Raw genomic sequence first — 15,495 nt, 5'->3', positions numbered from 1 at the left:
TGGGCGCTTCGCAGCGCGTCGGGGACGTCATGAGCATATGGGATGGCGGGGGGTATCGCCAAAACGGTTTACGGGGCCCTCCTGGAGCCGGTCCCCGAGGGGCCGACGGACGGACTCGCGGACGGCCCGGCGGGCGCACCCGTGGGGGATCCGGTGGGGGATCCTGCGGTCGGGCTGCCCGTCGGGTCGGGGGAGGGGCTCGGCGACGGGGCGGCTCCCGGCTGGTTCTCCTTGGGGAGGTGGCGGCTGACCTCGGCCGTGGTCAGCCCCAGCCCGCCGAGCTTGATCTCGTCCCAGGCCTGCAGCCGGCGGGTGTCGCGGTCGAGGTAGAGGATCGACGCCTCGATGGGGTCGGGGTACTTGCCCTCGACGGCGCGCAGGCCGCTGCCGCCCGTGGAGCCCTCGATCCGCAGCCGGGTGCCCTGCTTCATGACCTCCATCCCCTCGTGGTGGAGATGACCGGCCAGGACGAGAGGCACCTCGCCGTCCGTGCCGCGGGCGGCGGAGGGTTCGTGGGCGATGGCCACGTCGACAGGGGCGCCCTGGGCCTTCTGCCCGCGCAGGGCCTCCGCCAGACGGGCGCCGGCCGCCTCCTCGCTCTGCTCCGCGCCCGGCACGCCGGAGCGGTCGGGGGTGAACTGGGGGTCGCCGATGCCGGCGAAGCGCACCCCGGCGACGGTGACCGCGCGCCCGTCGTCGAGGACGTGCACGTTCTTCATGCCCTCCAGATAGCGCTGGGTGACGCGGGAGTCGTGGTTGCCCCTGACCCACACGTACGGCGCGCCCAGGGTGGCGATGGGGTCCAGGAAGCCGTTCTCGGCGGCCGTGCCGTGGTCCATGGTGTCGCCGGAGTCCACGATCACGTCGACCTTGTACTGCCCCACCAGCGAGGCGATGATCTTCCAGCTCGCGGGGTTGAGATGGATGTCGGACACGTGCAGGACGCGGACGGTCGTCGGGTCCGGCTGGTAGGCGGGGAGCGTGGAGGTGACGTCGTAGAGCTTGGTCACGTTGGTGACCAGGCGGGCGAGTTCCTGCTGGTAGACGTCGAACTCGGTGACGATGCTGCGGGCGTTGCCGACGAGCGAGGGCGCCGAGGACAGCAGGCCCGAGAACCGGGGCTCCAGCACCGAGTTGGGGTTCCAGGTGGCGAACGCGCTCGCGCCCGAGGCGGCCAGCAGGGCGAGGGCCAGCCCGCCGGCGGCGAGGGCCCGGCGCGGACGGCGGTAGACGGCGAGCCCGAGGGCGGTGGCCCCGGTGACGACGGCGACGCAGGAGCGCAGCGCGAGGTCGAGGGTGCCGTGCTCGACGTCGCGGGCGACCTCGTCCTGGAGGCCGGAGAGGCGTTCGGGGTGGTCCACGAGGGCCTGGGAGCGGACGGGGTCGAGCTGGTCGACGTTCACGTCCAGGCGGACCGGCGCGGTGTGGCTGTCCAGGGTGAGCGCGCCGAGCGGAGAGACGTTGATCTTCGTGCCGCCGGTGACGGACGGCCGCAGGGTCATCGTCGTGTCCATGGGGCCGACGGGGACGCGGACGTCGCCGACGACGAGCAGGCCGAGCCAGGCCCCGAGGAGGACGACGGCGGTCAGGCCGAGGGCGCGGATCCAGGGGTTGGGGCGGGCGTCGAGTTCGGGGACGTGACGGGTGCGCTCTCTGCGCGGGGCGGGCTTGCGGCGGGCGGGCTTGAGGCGGTTCAGGGCTGCGGCGGGGACACGGGCGCGGGCCATTGGTGCCCTATGCCCCGGTCCCGGCGCTGGTATGCGGACCGTTCACGCCCTCCGCCCGGCGGCTTCTTGCCGGACAATGGGGCCTGTGCTGGAGATGACGCGCGAGGAGTTCGAAGAACTGGTGGCCGAGGCGCTGGACCGGATTCCGCCGGAGTTGACGCGGCTGATGGACAACGTCGCGGTGTTCGTCGAGGACGAGCCCCCGGCGGACGATCCCGAGCTGCTCGGGCTGTACGAGGGGACTCCGCTGACCGACCGCGGGGAGTGGTACGCCGGGGTGCTGCCCGACCGGATCACGATCTACCGGGGGCCGACGCTGCGGATGTGCGCCTCGCGCGAGGAGGTCGTCGCGGAGACCGAGGTCACGGTGGTGCACGAGATCGCCCACCACTTCGGCATCGACGACGCGCGGCTGCACGCCCTCGGCTACGGCTGAGCCGTCCGGCGGAGGGGGCGCGTGAGCCGCGCGTGTCCTCTTGCGGGCGGCGGGAGTTGGACACGTCGACTCTTGCGTCTGCTCCGGAGGTGGCCCCGTGCGCCCCTTGTACGTACCTGTTCGTCTGGTCGCGACGGTCATGGCCGTCGCCGCGGCCTCCGGTTGTATGAGCGTCGGGGACGAGGACGGTGGCCGGGCCCGGCCCTCGCACTCGGCCGGGCAACGGGCCGGTGAGGCGCCGGAGGGGGGCTCGGCGGGCGCCGGCGGGGGCTTCGGGATGGGCCCGGCGGGCGGGGACGGCAGGCACGGGCGCGGAAAGGGCTCCGGGGGCGGGGCGAGCGCCTCGGCGGCCGCCTCCGCGTCGCCGTCGGCGGGCGGGAGCGCGCCGGCCCCGAAGGGCCCGGTGAAGCCGGGCAGGACCGACGGGCCGGGGGCGCCGGCGCCGACCGGGGCGCAGCCCACGGCGCCCACGCGTTCGCCGGACCCCGAGCCGCCCGCGCCGTCGCCGGACCCGCCGTCGCCCTCGGCGGAGCCGACCGTCGCCGAGCCGTCGGCGTCGGCACACGACGACGGCGGCGGGACGGTGCCGCAGCTGGCGGAACGGGAGCCGGCGCCGGAGGCGGGGTGGCCGGCCGGGTGACGGCGCCCCGGGGGCCGGGGCGGCCGGTGAGCCTGCCGCGCCCAGGCTGCTGAGCTGCGACGATGAGCTCGGTTTGCCTTCCCCGGACAGGGTGCGTATGGTAGTAGATCGTTTGATCCCATTTGCCCGGCGCCACCGCAGAGCGCGCCGTGTGGCGCGTACTCTCCCTTGCCGTGGCTGACCGCATAGAGGCGGTCGTAATGCAATGCGAACACGGAGTTGACGGGCGCGTGCCGAGGAGACTCCGGAAGGTTTCGCATTCGCATGTCCATTTCCAGTACTGATCACTCCGTCGTGTCCGAGAACAACGACGAGCCGATCACCCTCGAGGCGATCGAGGGCACCGAGACCGCTGAGACCGCTGAGGCCGCAGAGGTCGTCGAGGTCGTCGAGGTCGCCGACGAGACCCCCGAACTCACCTTCGCCGACCTCGGGCTGCCCGAGGGCGTCGTGCGCAAGCTCGCGCAGAACGGCGTGACCAGCCCCTTCCCGATCCAGGCCGCGACCATCCCGGACGCGCTGGCCGGCAAGGACATCCTCGGCCGTGGCCGCACCGGCTCCGGCAAGACCCTCTCCTTCGGTCTGCCCACCCTGGCCACGCTGGCCGGCGGCCACACCGAGAAGCGCAAGCCGCGCGCCGTCATCCTCACGCCGACGCGTGAGCTGGCGATGCAGGTCGCGGACGCGCTCCAGCCCTACGGCGACGTCCTCGGCCTGAAGATGAAGGTCGTCTGCGGCGGTACGTCGATGAGCAACCAGATCTACGCCCTGGAGCGCGGCGTCGACGTCCTCGTCGCCACCCCGGGCCGGCTGCGCGACATCATCAACCGCGGCGCCTGCTCCCTCGAGAACGTGCGGATCGCCGTCCTCGACGAGGCCGACCAGATGTCGGACCTGGGCTTCCTGCCCGAGGTCACCGAGCTGTTCGACCAGATTCCGGCCGGCGGCCAGCGGATGCTGTTCTCCGCCACGATGGAGAACGAGATCTCCACGCTGGTCAAGCGCTACCTGACCAACCCGGTCACGCACGAGGTCGACAGCGCCCAGGGCAACGTCACGACCATGTCGCACCACATCCTGATCGTGAAGCCCAAGGACAAGGCGCCGGTCACCGCCGCGATCGCCTCCCGCAAGGGCCGCACCATCATCTTCGTCCGCACCCAGCTCGGCGCCGACCGTATCGCCGAGCAGCTGCGCGACTCCGGCGTGAAGGCGGACGCGCTGCACGGCGGCATGACCCAGGGCGCGCGCACCCGCACGCTGGCCGACTTCAAGGACGGTTACGTCAACGCGCTCGTCGCGACCGACGTCGCCGCCCGCGGCATCCACGTGGACGGCATCGACCTGGTCCTGAACGTGGACCCGGCCGGCGACCACAAGGACTACCTGCACCGCGCGGGCCGCACGGCGCGTGCCGGCCGCACCGGCACGGTCGTCTCCCTGTCGCTTCCGCACCAGCGTCGTCAGATCTTCCGTCTGATGGAGGACGCGGGCGTCGACGCCGGACGGCACATCATCCAGGGCGGCGACGCCTTCGACCCCGAGGTCGCCGAGATCACCGGCGCCCGGTCGATGACGGAGGTCCAGGCCGAGTCCGCGGGCAACGCGGCCCAGCAGGCCGAGCGTGAGGTGTCCGAGCTCACCAAGGAGCTGGAGCGCGCGCAGCGCCGGGCGACCGAGCTGCGCGAGGAGGCCGACCGTCTGGTGGCCCGCGTGGCGCGTGAGCGCGGCGAGGACCCGGAGGCGGCTGTCGCCGCGGCCGTCGAGGCGGTCGTGGAGCAGGACGCCGTCGTGGAGGCGCCGGTTCAGGCCGCCGTGGTCGCCGAGCAGCCCGCCGAGCGTCCCGCGTACGAGCAGCCGCGTCAGCGCCGGGACGAGCGGGGCAACTACGAGCGCCGTGACGACCGTCGCGACGACCGTGGCGGCCGTTCGTTCGAGCGTCGTGACGACAACCGCGGTGACCGTGGCGGCTTCAACCGCGACGACCGCGGTGGCTTCAACCGTGACCGCCGTGACGGCGACCGCGGCGGGTTCCGCCGTGACGACCGTCGTGACGACCGTGGCGGCCGTTCGTTCGAGCGTCGTGACGACCGTCCGTCGGGCGGCTTCAACCGCGACCGCCGTGACGACCGCGGTGGCGCCGGCCGTGACGACCGTGGCGGCCGCTCCTTCGAGCGTCGTGACGAGCGTCCCTCCGGCGGCTTCCGCCGCGACGACCGCCGTGACGGTGACCGTGGTGGTTTCCGTCGTGACGACCGTCCGTCGGGCGGCTTCAACCGTGACCGTCGTGACGAGCGCCCCTCCGGCGGCTTCCGCCGCGACGACCGCCCCTCGGGCGGGTTCAACCGCGACGAGCGCCCCTCCGGTGGCGGCTTCCGCCGCGACGACCGTCCGTCGGGCGGCTTCAACCGCGACCGTCGCGACGAGCGTCCGTCCACCCACCGGGGCAGCGACCGTCCGTTCAACCGTGACCGTCGCGACGACCGCCCGGGCTTCCGTTCCGGCGGCCACGAGCGCCCGTACGGCCGCCGTGACGACCACCGCGGCACCGGCTCCGGCACGACCGGCCGCCGCGACGACAAGCCGCGCTGGAAGCGCAACGGCTGACGCACCCGCTGACGCCGGCTCACCTGAGTGAACGCCGTGGCCCCCACCGACCGACCGGTGGGGGCCACGGCGTTTTCGCGCGTCCGATGGCCGGAAACCCCTTTCTCCGGCATCGCCGGATGACTGTACGATCAGCCGACTTGTGAGACGGATGCGAAGGCCGGGGGGCCGGGGACCGTGGACGCCGAAGAACGTCCGGTCCCACCCGTCTCCGTTCCCGGGGAGGGACCCTCTTGCCTCGTCATGGCTTCGCCCGTCTGCGTCTCGTGGCCGCCTCCGCCGTCCTGGCGGCAGGACTGACCCCGCTGCTCCCGTCGACGGCGGTGGCGGACACACCGCAGGAGACGGTGGTGCCGGCGACGTTGCGCTCCACCAACGTCACGGCCACCCTCTACGGCGGCCCGTCGTACGCCGGACGCGACGGGGCCGGCGCGCAGGGCGTGTTCCACTCCCTCGAGGGCTCCGGGCTGGTCTGGACGCGCTACGCGGACGGCACGTCCGTCAAGGTGGTTCTCCCCGCGGGGCTGACGGGTTGGTCCACGACGGGCGGCGACGTCCTCGCCTACCGCTTCGCCGATGGCCGGGTCGACCTGTGGAGCCCGGCCGACGACGTCACGCGGACGATCCGAACGCCTGAGGGGATGACGCTGCTCACCGTCTACGCCGACCTGGCCGTCGCCTACCGTGCGGTGCGGGACGAGAACGGCACGACGGTCGGGCGCGAGATGCACCTGCTGTCGCCGCAGCCAGACGGCAGTACGCGGGACGTGCCGGTGACCGGCCTGCCCGAGGGGTACGTGCTCGGACAGCCCGCAGGCGGGGACGCGGACGGGCTGCTCTTCGGCGCCGGGACGACGGGCGGGTCGTATCTGTCGGTCATGGTCGACCGGCGAACGGGTGAGGTCCTGAGCTCGACTCCGCCGCGCGCCAAGCCCTATGCGAACGCCCGGGTCACCGCCGCTCACGTGGTCCTCTTCGACATCGGCGACCCGGTCGTCCAGGTCTTCGCACGCCACGACCTGTCCGCGGCCCCCGCCGAGGTCACCCTCGCCGACGGCTCCCTCGCCCCCGCGACGGACCTCACCGTGGTCGGCGACTGGCTGGTGACGCGGCCGCCCGGCGCCGAGATGGTCGCTCAGCCCATCGCGGGCGGTCCCAGGAAGACGCTGCTGTCCGCGTCGCACCTGCATGTCGTCGCCGGGGCCGACGGCAGTGCCCTGGCCATCGGGCGCACCGCCGCGGCCCAGGACGACTGGGGCATCCAGCGCGTCCTCCCGGGCCCGGACGGCAGCCCGGTCGTGACCCAGGTCAAGGCGCTGCCCAAGCCGCTGAACCGGATTCAGGGGCTGTCGCTGAACCAGGGACGGCTCGTCGTGGCCCAGGACGAGTACGGCACCATGCGGACCACGCTCCTGCGGACGGTCGCCGCGACCGGCACGCCCACGTTCGGCGATTCTTCCCGCTTCCTCGACACGCGGAACAGCATCGATAACTGCCCGGACGACGACGCCGGGTGCGGTGCGATCCACGGCATGGGGGACGGTGAGATCGCCTGGCTGAACCGCAACGCGGAGGCGGGCTACGACCGGTTGAGGGTCGCCGCGCAGGGTTCGGCCGTCTCCGCCGCCTTCAAGGTGCCCGAGGGCGGCCGGATCGCCGACGTCTCGAGCCGCTATCTGCTCTACACCACACCCGACGGGCAGTACGTCCACCGGTTCCGCGACGCGTCGGCCCCGGTGCTGACCCGGGGCCCCGGCGTGTCGGCCCTCGACGGCGACACCCTGTGGAGCGTCACACCGACCGCCGGCGCCGTGGTCCCCTACAACCTGACGACGCAGAAGAGCGGGACGGCGGTCACCACGGACGCCGGTTGCACCCCCACCGAGCTGCAGGTGCTGGGCCGCTGGCTCTACTGGGCGTGCGACGGCCGGGCCGGTGTCTACGACCGCACGGCCGGCAGGTCCGTGCCCGTGCCGGCGGACGAGGCCGAGCTCGGCGACGGTTATGTCGTCACCCACGACAAGCGGGCCGGAAAGCTGGTCCTCACCACGGTCGCGAACGGCACGCCCGCCGGCCGTGTCGTCGGTGACCTTCCGGACACCGGGACCTCACAGAGGGGCGTGCGCTGGACGGTCGACGACTCCGGCCCCGACTTCGCCTACGTCGACGACGAGCAGCGGGTGCACCTCGTGCCGTCCGGTGTGCCGCAGCAGGCACTGCGCCTGCTGGACCCGGTGGAGGTCGCGAGCCAGGTGGTGGGCGGTCAGGAGAACTCCCTCGCCCAGGTGCTGCTGTCCAAGCCGGCCGGGAGCTGGCTGCTGACCGTACGCGACGCGACCGGCAAGGTCGTGGACACCCGGCAGGGGGGTCCCGCGCGCGGCCGACTCCACGTCAACTGGACGGGCGTCTCCGCCGGGCGGGGGCTGCTGCCCAACGGCCGATACAGCTGGACGCTCTCGGTCGCCCCCGCGGACGGCGTGGGCGCGCCCCTGGGGGTCGCGGGCTCGACGCAGCTCCTGCACGGCAGCCCCGCGCGCCACGACTTCGTGGGCCGCCCGACCGGCTGGGTGGACCCGGACGGCATCGGCGACCTGCTCACCCTCCACCCCCTCGGCCGGCTGACGTTCCATCACGGCACGGGCACGGGCGCGTTCTCCTCGGAGACCACCGGCACCGGCTGGCCGACGAGCGTCACTCCGGTGCCGTTCGGCGACCTCAGCGGCGACGGCTGCAACGACGTCGTCGTGCGGCTGAGCAGCGGGGCCCTGCGCCTGTACAAGCCGGCCTGCGGTGCGGCGCCGGAGGCGACGACGCCGTACACCACGCTCGGCGCCGGCGGCTGGAAGCCGTTCGACGTGCTCGCCTCTCCCGGCGACGTGAGCGGCGACGGCCGCCCCGACCTGCTCGCGCGCAACGCCACGACCGGCGCGGTGTACCTCTACGCGGGAACCGCGGCGGGGCGGCTCGCGAGTCCCGTGAAGCTGTACGCGAACTGGAAGGCGTACAAGAAGGTGGTCGCGGCCGGTGACCTGAACGGGGACGGCGTCGGCGACCTGTTGACCCAGGACAGGGCGAACAACCTGTACCGGTTCTACGGGACCGGCAGGGGGACTTTCGGGTCGGCGGTGAAGGTGTTCGCCGGCTGGGGCTCCACGTACGACACGCTCGTCGGCGTCGGCGACATCACCGGGGACGGGAAGGCGGACCTGGTCGCGCGGGACACGGCCGGCGGGCTGTACCGGATTCCCGGCGACGGCAGGGGTTCCTTCACCGCCCGGGTGAAGATCGGCACCGGCTGGCAGCGCTACAAGGGCATTTTCTAGCCAAGTTGTGACGTGTGTCACGCCCTCGGCTGGGGAATTGCTGGGGGCATGACAGATGACGGCACAGTGGGCGCAGGCTCTCCCGGGAACCTCTCGGACGAAGAGCGGCTGGCCCAGCTCGGCTACACCCAGGTTCTCGCCCGCCGCATGTCGGCGTTCTCCAACTACGCGGTCTCCTTCACGATCATCTCGGTCCTGTCGGGCTGCCTGACGCTGTACCTGTTCGGGATGAACACCGGCGGCCCGGCGGTGATCACCTGGGGCTGGGTCGCCGTCGGTCTGATGACGCTCTTCGTGGGCCTGGCCATGGCCGAGATCTGTTCGGCGTACCCGACCTCGGCCGGCCTGTACTTCTGGGCCCACCGCCTCGCACCCCCGCGTTCGGCCGCGGCCTGGGCCTGGTTCACGGGCTGGTTCAACGTGCTGGGCCAGGTCGCGGTGACCGCCGGAATCGACTTCGGGGCCGCGTCCTTCCTCGGCGCGTACCTGAACCTGCAGTTCGACTTCGAGGTGACGCCGGGCCGCACGGTCCTGCTCTTCGCGGGCATCCTGGTGCTGCACGGCCTGCTGAACACCTTCGGGGTGCGGATCGTCGCGCTCCTCAACAGCGTGAGCGTGTGGTGGCACGTGCTGGGCGTGGGCGTCATCGTGGGGGCGCTGGCCTTCGTCCCCGACACGCACCAGTCGACGTCCTTCGTGTTCGGCGAGTTCGTCAACAACACGGGCTGGGGCAGCGGGTTCTACGTCGTCCTGCTCGGCCTGCTGATGGCCCAGTACACCTTCACCGGCTACGACGCCTCCGCCCACATGACCGAGGAGACGCACGACGCGTCCACCGCCGGCCCGAAGGGCATCGTGCGGTCCATCTGGACCTCGTGGATCGCCGGCTTCGTCCTGCTGCTCGGCTTCACGTACGCCATCCAGTCCTACGACGCCGCGCTCGGCTCCCCGACCGGCGCGCCGCCCGCACAGATCCTGCTCGACGCCCTCGGCGCGACCGCCGGCAAGCTGCTGCTGCTCGTGGTGATCGGCGCCCAGCTGTTCTGCGGCATGGCGTCGGTCACCGCCAACAGCCGCATGATCTACGCGTTCTCCAGGGACGGCGCGCTGCCCTTCTCCCACGTCTGGCACACGGTCAGCCCCCGCACCCGCACGCCCGTCGCGGCGGTCTGGCTGGCGGCCGGCGGCGCGCTGCTGCTGGGGCTGCCGTACCTGATCAACGTGACCGCGTACGCGGCCGTCACCTCCATCGCCGTCATCGGCCTGTACATCGCCTACGTCATCCCGACGCTGCTGCGCCTGCGCAAGGGCGAGGCGTTCGAGCGGGGGCCCTGGCACCTGGGCCGCTGGTCCCGGGCGATCGGTGTGGTGTCGGTGGCGTGGGTGGCCGTCATCACCGTCCTGTTCATGCTGCCGCAGGTCTCGCCGGTCACGTGGGAAACCTTCAACTACGCCCCGGTCGCCGTCCTCGTCGTCCTGGGCTTCGCGGGCGTGTGGTGGCAGGCGTCGGCCCGGGACTGGTTCCTCAACCCCGAGCACGAGAAGACCCTCGCCCGAGAGGCGACACGGGCCGCCGCGCCCGCGAAACTGCCCGATCTGTGACCGATCCCGGCCACTTCCCGTCCTTCGACGCGGCCGTGTCCCCGATACCCGATCGGAGACACGGCCGCGTCCGGCTATGCTCGGGGAGGCAACATCACGCACCACCGCCTGGGCCCTTAGCTCAATTGGCAGAGCAGTGGACTTTTAATCCATTGGTTGTGGGTTCGAGTCCCACAGGGCCTACCGGTGCGGGGAGGGAACACCCCTTCCGCCCTGCAGCGCCCGACCCGGCTTCGACCGGGCCGGGCGCTGCGGCGTTGGCACCCTGTGTGCGCGACAGACTCGGCGGCCGGTGCGAAGAGGCTTCTACGATCTCAATTCATGACGACTCCCGACTGCTTCACCTGCAGCAAGGAAGAAGAGTTCGACGACCTTCCACCACGCGAGTGCGTCGTACACGACCGGTATTGGCGGGTGGCCCACGCCTTCAACGCGGCGGTCCCCGGGTGGCTGGTGCTGCTGCCTCGGCGCCACGTTGCCGCAGTCCACGACCTCACCGACGCTGAGGCGTCCGCCCTGGGGACGTGGCAGGTCAGGCTCTCCCGGGCGCTCCGCAGCCTGACGGGTTGCGCCAAGACCTACGTCGTCCAGTTCGCCGAAGCCCAAGGCTTCGCCCACGTGCACTTCCACATCGTTCCGCGCATGGCGGATCTGCCGCCGGAACATCGTGGGCCGGGCGTCTTCGAGTTGCTTCGGCGGCCCGAGTCGGAGTGGGTGACGGCCGACCAGGCAGACCGGACGGCGCGCCTTCTCCGAGCCCAACTCCGGTGAAGGTCAACGGTATGCGCTGAGGCGAACCCGGCCACCGTTTCCTTTCGTCAGGCGTCCGGTTGGTCCTCTTCGCGGAGTCCCGGGGCATGCGCCCGCCAGTACCGGACGCCGAAGGCATCAGCCCACGCCGATCCCGGTCAGGTCGGCCAGTGGCAGGGTGTGCTGGGTCTGCAGGACCTTCGCGCGCAGATAGAGGACGTTGTGCGGGGTGGTGAACACGCCGGTGGGGACGCGGTCGTGGACGTCGATGCCGAGCCCGCGCAGCTGGTCGGCCTTGTCGGGGTTGTTGGACAGCAGGTCCAGGCTCGTGATGCCCAGGGCGCGCAGCATCTGGGCGGCGGCCGTGTAGTCCCGGTCGTCCTCGGGCAGGCCGAGGGCGGCGTTCGCCGCGTAGGTGTCCAGGCCCTGGTCCTGGAGGGCGTACGCGTCGAGCTTGTTGTAGAGGCCGATGCCGCGGCCCTCCTGGCGGAGGTAGAGCAGTACCCCGCCCGTCACGGCTATGCGTTCGACCGCCTCGCGCAGCTGCGGCCCGCAGTCGCAGCGGGCGGAGCCGAAGACGTCGCCGGTGAGGCACTCGGAGTGCAGCCGCACCAGCGGGGTGGCGCCGGGCGCGGGCTCGCCGAGGACGACGGCGACGTGCTCCTGGCCGTCGGTGAGGCCGTGGAAGGTGACCAGTTCGGCGTCCACCGAGTAGCCGTCGGGGAAGCGCAGCGGAACCCGGACGCGGGCGCGCTGGGTGGCGGCGGGGGTGTCGGGCATGCGGGGCTCCCGGGTCCGGAGGGCGGTGACAGGGCGGTGCGGGCCGACCGATGCTTCAGATTTGAAGCAAGTCCGGCGAAACGAGACCCTACCCCATGCTTTAAATTTGAAGCAACTGGATTGTGGCGCGGCTCACGCCGTCTCGGAGGCCCCCTAGGCCCCGGAGGCCCCGGAGGTCCCGGTGGTCCCGGTGGTCTCGGGGGCCCCGGAGGTCCCCGAGGTCCCGGAACAGGGTGACGAGCGCCGCCGCCAGGGGAGCTCCTCGGGGCCGGCCTCACCGTCGCCGTCGCCCTGGAAGCCCTGGACGACCTGCGTGAAGATCTGTTCCAGCTGCCCCACCTGCTCCGGGGTGAGCCGGTCGAACAGGCCGGCCCGTACCGTCTCGACATGACCGGGCGCGATGTTCTCCAGGATCGCGTGACCCTCGTCCGTCAGAACCGCGACGGTCCCGCGCTTGTCCCACCGGCACTCCTCGCGCCGCACCAGGCCGTCCTTCTCCAGCCGGGCCACCGCGTAGGTCAGCCGGCTGCGAGTGATCTTCAGCTGCTCGGCGAGGTCGGTCATCCGCAGCCGCCGCTCCGGGGTCTCGGAGAGGTTGGCGAGGATGGAGTAGTACAGGTGGGGCATGCCGGCCTCCTGCTGGAGCTGCCGGTCGATCGCGTCCTCCAGCAGGAGGTAGCCGGCAACGTAGGCGCGCCAGGCGCGCTGCTCCTCGGGGGTGAGCCAGCGGGTCGTCATGCACCCAGTGTAGGTTTGTTTCAAACTTGAACCAAGATCGCCGTCGGACCGAGCCCGGGGAGCATGCCGATGCCGTACCCGTACGTCCTGCTGTCCGCCGCCGTCTCCCTCGACGGTTTTCTGGACGACACCACCCCCGAGCGCCTGCTGCTCTCCAGCCCCGCCGACTTCGACCGCGTCGACGAGGTGCGGGCCTCCGTGGACGCCATCCTCATCGGCGCCGGCACGATCCGCGCGGACAACCCGCGGCTCCTCGTGAACTCCCCGGAGCGCCGCGCCGCCCGCGTCGCCGCCGGGCTGCCCCCGTACCCCCTCAAGGTCACCGTCAGCGGCTCCGGCGAACTGGACGCCCGGGCGAACTTCTGGCACACGGGCGGCGCGAAGGCCCTGTACACGACGGACAAGGGCGCCGAACGGGCCCGCGCGCTCGGCATCGCCGCGGACGTCGTCCCGCTCGGCCCCGAACTCGGCTGGCGCCGCCTCCTGGAACACCTCCACGACGAGCTCGGCGTGCGACGCCTCATGGTCGAGGGCGGCGGAACCGTCCACACCCAGCTGCTCCAGCAGGGCCTCGCCGACGAACTCCAGCTCGTCCTCGCCCCGCTCTTCGTGGGCGACCCCGACGCGCCCCGCCTCTTCGGGCCCGGCGGGTACCAGGGCGGACGCCTGCGCCTGATGGAGACACGGCGCATCGAGGACGTCGTCCTGCACCGCTATCAGCCCACCGCCCCCGGCGCCGGACCGCTGACCGTCGCGGCCGACCGGCACTGGCTGGCCCTCGCCTGCGAGCTCGCCGAACGCTGCCCGCCCTCGGCGACCGCGTTCAGCGTCGGCGCGGTGATCGTGGCCGCCGACGGAACGGAGCTGGCGCGCGGTCACTCCCGTGAGGCCGGCGATCAGGTCGTGCACGCCGAGGAGGCGGCCCTCGCCAAGCTCGACCCCGCCGACCCCCGACTGCGCACGGCCACCGTCTACAGCAGCCTCGAACCCTGCGCCCGCCGCTCCTCCCGCCCCGCTCCCTGCGCCCGGCTCATCCTCGACGCGGGCGTGCGCCGGGTGGTCACGGCCTGGCGCGAGCCGGACACCTTCGTGACGGAGGCGGACGGCACCGGTCTGCTGACGGCGGCGGGCGTCGACGTCCTCGTCCTGGCGGAGTACGAGGAGCGGGCTAAGGCCCCCAACCGGCACCTGACGTGAGGCTGCGGAGGACCGTGGTCATTCACGCCCCGGAAGTAGCGTAGACTGGAGTCACAACGACGCGGGGTGGAGCAGCTCGGTAGCTCGCTGGGCTCATAACCCAGAGGTCGCAGGTTCAAATCCTGTCCCCGCTACTGAAGGCCGAGGGCCGGAATCCGAAAGGGTTCCGGCCCTCGGTGTTTTCCCCCCGAGCCTCCGAGGTCTCCCCCGAGGCTTCGCCGGAGACGGACTCTCACGTTCTGTGACCGCACGACCGCCCTGCGCAGAGCAACTGAGCCGTCGTCAGAACCCCTGTGGCTGCCGGGGTGTGCGTGGCCGAGGTCAACTCGCCCGTTTTCGACCGCTGGTGGCCTGAAAGTCCAGGTCGGAAATGTTATTGATCAAGCAGAACAGCTTGGAAACCTACCCCTGGGTCTATTAACGTTCGATAACGCAGCGCGGCCGTCCCAGCCGGCAACAGAGCCGGCTCCGTGCGCACGCGCCGAATCCCGCAAGGGAACCGGGGAACCACCACCTTGGGGTGAATCACGCGGAAGCCGCCGTGAACTCGTAGAGTCCACGGCCGGTATACGCGCGTAGGAGACCTTCCCGCTCCGAACCCGTCAGCTAACCCGGTAGGCGACGGAAGGAAAGGAGTGCGCCCGCGTGGCGTCCAACCCGCCTGCCCCCGAGGCCCCGTACGCGCCGACCCAGCGGTCCACCGAGATCTTCGGCTACGGCGACTACCGCACCGACGAGGGCCCCTGGGAGGAATGGAACCCCACCGCGGAGTCCGTCCGCCCGGTCCGGGGCAAGCACCGGGTCGCCAAGCAGCGCGGCGGCGGGTTCGCCCGCAGCTCCACCGTCCTCGGCGTCGGCGTCATAGCCGCAGTCAGCGCGGGCGGGATGGCCAGCGCCAACACCGGCAAGGCCCCGGTCTCCATCTCGATCCCCGACCTGCCGAACGTGGGCTCGCTCATCTCCGACGACGCCCCCGCCCCGGAGGCCGCGTCCGCCCTGGCCGACTTCGGGTCCGAGGCGGCCGTCGACACCGACGACAGCGCCGCCGACGCGGGCGAGGCCCTGCGCAGCCGGATCATGGCGCAGGTCGAGTCGCAGCAGACCCAGTACCAGGTCAAGGCCGCGGCCGCCGCGAAGAAGGCCGAGGCCGACGCCGTCGCCAAGGCCGAGAAGGAAGCGCAGGCCAAGGCCGCCGCCGCCAAGAAGAAGGCCGCCGACGAAGCCGCCGCGAAGGCCGAGGCCGCGCGCCTGGCCGAACTGGCCAAGCAGTTCACGCTGCCGACCTCCTCGTACACCATCACCTCGACCTTCGGTCAGGCCGGCTCGCTCTGGTCCTCCGGCTACCACACCGGTCTCGACTTCGCAGCGCCCACCGGCACTCTCATCAAGGCCGTCCACAGCGGCACCGTCACCGAGGCGGGCTGGGCCGGTTCCTACGGCTACCGCACCATCCTCACGCTGGACGACGGCACCGAGCTGTGGTTCTGCCACCAGTCGTCGATCAACGTCAGCGTCGGCCAGAAGGTCGCCACCGGCGAGGTGATCGGCCGCGTGGGCGCGACCGGGAACGTGACCGGCGCGCACCTCCACCTGGAGGTGCACCCGGACGGCAACCCCACCGGCATCGACCCGGCGGCCTGGCTGCGCAGCAAGGGCCTCAACCCCTGAGACGCCCGGGGACGTCCCGGAGAACGC

11 protein-coding genes, 2 tRNA genes and 1 riboswitch are annotated in these 15,495 nt (G+C 72.0%); of the genes, 10 read left to right on the top strand and 3 right to left on the bottom strand.

Annotated features, from left to right (window positions below):
- Nucleotides 1-68: 68 nt before the first annotated feature.
- Entirely contained in the window at nucleotides 69-1,727 is a 1,659-nt protein-coding gene (locus Sri02f_RS31570; protein ID WP_109004753.1) for a metallophosphoesterase family protein, read from the bottom strand.
- Nucleotides 1,728-1,812: 85 nt separating this feature from the next.
- Here Sri02f_RS31570 and Sri02f_RS31565 point away from each other — a divergent pair, with 85 nt between their 5' ends.
- The 7 genes from Sri02f_RS31565 to Sri02f_RS31535 all read left to right on the top strand — a co-directional run bounded on the left by Sri02f_RS31565 (nucleotide 1,813) and on the right by Sri02f_RS31535 (nucleotide 11,106).
- Nucleotides 1,813-2,163 (top strand): metallopeptidase family protein, encoded by a 351-nt coding sequence (locus Sri02f_RS31565; RefSeq protein WP_109004752.1) that lies wholly within the window; start codon nucleotides 1,813-1,815, stop codon nucleotides 2,161-2,163.
- 97 nt (nucleotides 2,164-2,260) lie between these two features.
- On the top strand, nucleotides 2,261-2,803 hold the full coding sequence (locus tag Sri02f_RS31560; RefSeq protein ID WP_109004751.1) for a hypothetical protein: 543 nt from the start codon (nucleotides 2,261-2,263) through the stop codon (nucleotides 2,801-2,803).
- Nucleotides 2,804-3,067: 264 nt separating this feature from the next.
- Nucleotides 3,068-5,410: a DEAD/DEAH box helicase gene (locus Sri02f_RS31555; protein ID WP_109004750.1), complete on the top strand. Its 2,343-nt coding sequence runs from the start codon at nucleotides 3,068-3,070 to the stop codon at nucleotides 5,408-5,410.
- 233 nt (nucleotides 5,411-5,643) lie between these two features.
- Nucleotides 5,644-8,733 (top strand): FG-GAP-like repeat-containing protein, encoded by a 3,090-nt coding sequence (locus Sri02f_RS31550; RefSeq protein WP_109004749.1) that lies wholly within the window; start codon nucleotides 5,644-5,646, stop codon nucleotides 8,731-8,733.
- A gap of 48 nt (nucleotides 8,734-8,781) precedes the next feature.
- Nucleotides 8,782-10,335 carry an amino acid permease gene (locus tag Sri02f_RS31545; RefSeq protein ID WP_109004748.1) on the top strand — a complete coding sequence of 518 codons (1,554 nt, stop codon included), beginning with the start codon at nucleotides 8,782-8,784 and terminating at the stop codon, nucleotides 10,333-10,335.
- Between the two features lie 110 nt (nucleotides 10,336-10,445).
- Nucleotides 10,446-10,518, top strand: a tRNA-Lys gene (locus Sri02f_RS31540).
- A 138-nt stretch (nucleotides 10,519-10,656) separates the two neighbouring features.
- Nucleotides 10,657-11,106, top strand: a complete 450-nt coding sequence (locus Sri02f_RS31535) for an HIT family protein (RefSeq protein ID WP_109004747.1) — start codon at nucleotides 10,657-10,659, stop codon at nucleotides 11,104-11,106.
- A 117-nt stretch (nucleotides 11,107-11,223) separates the two neighbouring features.
- On the opposite strand, the gene Sri02f_RS31530 is transcribed toward Sri02f_RS31535, so the two are convergent.
- Nucleotides 11,224-11,865 (bottom strand): GTP cyclohydrolase II, encoded by a 642-nt coding sequence (locus Sri02f_RS31530; RefSeq protein WP_109004746.1) that lies wholly within the window; start codon nucleotides 11,863-11,865, stop codon nucleotides 11,224-11,226.
- A 153-nt stretch (nucleotides 11,866-12,018) separates the two neighbouring features.
- A complete protein-coding gene (locus tag Sri02f_RS31525; RefSeq protein ID WP_109004745.1) occupies nucleotides 12,019-12,603 on the bottom strand; it encodes a MarR family winged helix-turn-helix transcriptional regulator in 585 nt (194 codons plus the stop codon).
- A 69-nt stretch (nucleotides 12,604-12,672) separates the two neighbouring features.
- Between Sri02f_RS31525 and Sri02f_RS31520 the strand changes: the two genes are divergently transcribed.
- From Sri02f_RS31520 to Sri02f_RS31510, 3 genes are all read left to right on the top strand, one after another.
- Entirely contained in the window at nucleotides 12,673-13,800 is a 1,128-nt protein-coding gene (locus tag Sri02f_RS31520; protein WP_109004744.1) for a dihydrofolate reductase family protein, read from the top strand.
- 60 nt (nucleotides 13,801-13,860) lie between these two features.
- Nucleotides 13,861-13,934: transfer RNA gene (locus Sri02f_RS31515), tRNA-Met, on the top strand.
- Nucleotides 13,935-14,269: 335 nt separating this feature from the next.
- Nucleotides 14,270-14,436: riboswitch (cyclic di-AMP (ydaO/yuaA leader) on the top strand.
- Nucleotides 14,437-14,445: 9 nt separating this feature from the next.
- A complete protein-coding gene (locus Sri02f_RS31510; RefSeq protein WP_109004743.1) occupies nucleotides 14,446-15,468 on the top strand; it encodes a M23 family metallopeptidase in 1,023 nt (340 codons plus the stop codon).
- The last annotated feature ends 27 nt before the right edge of the window (nucleotides 15,469-15,495 follow it).

Origin of the sequence: Streptomyces rishiriensis, assembly GCF_003112535.1 — a bacterium.
Lineage (GTDB): Bacteria > Actinomycetota > Actinomycetes > Streptomycetales > Streptomycetaceae > Streptomyces > Streptomyces rishiriensis.
The sequence above is the reverse complement of the archived record's forward strand: the minus strand, read 5'-3'. Positions and strand labels throughout refer to the sequence as shown.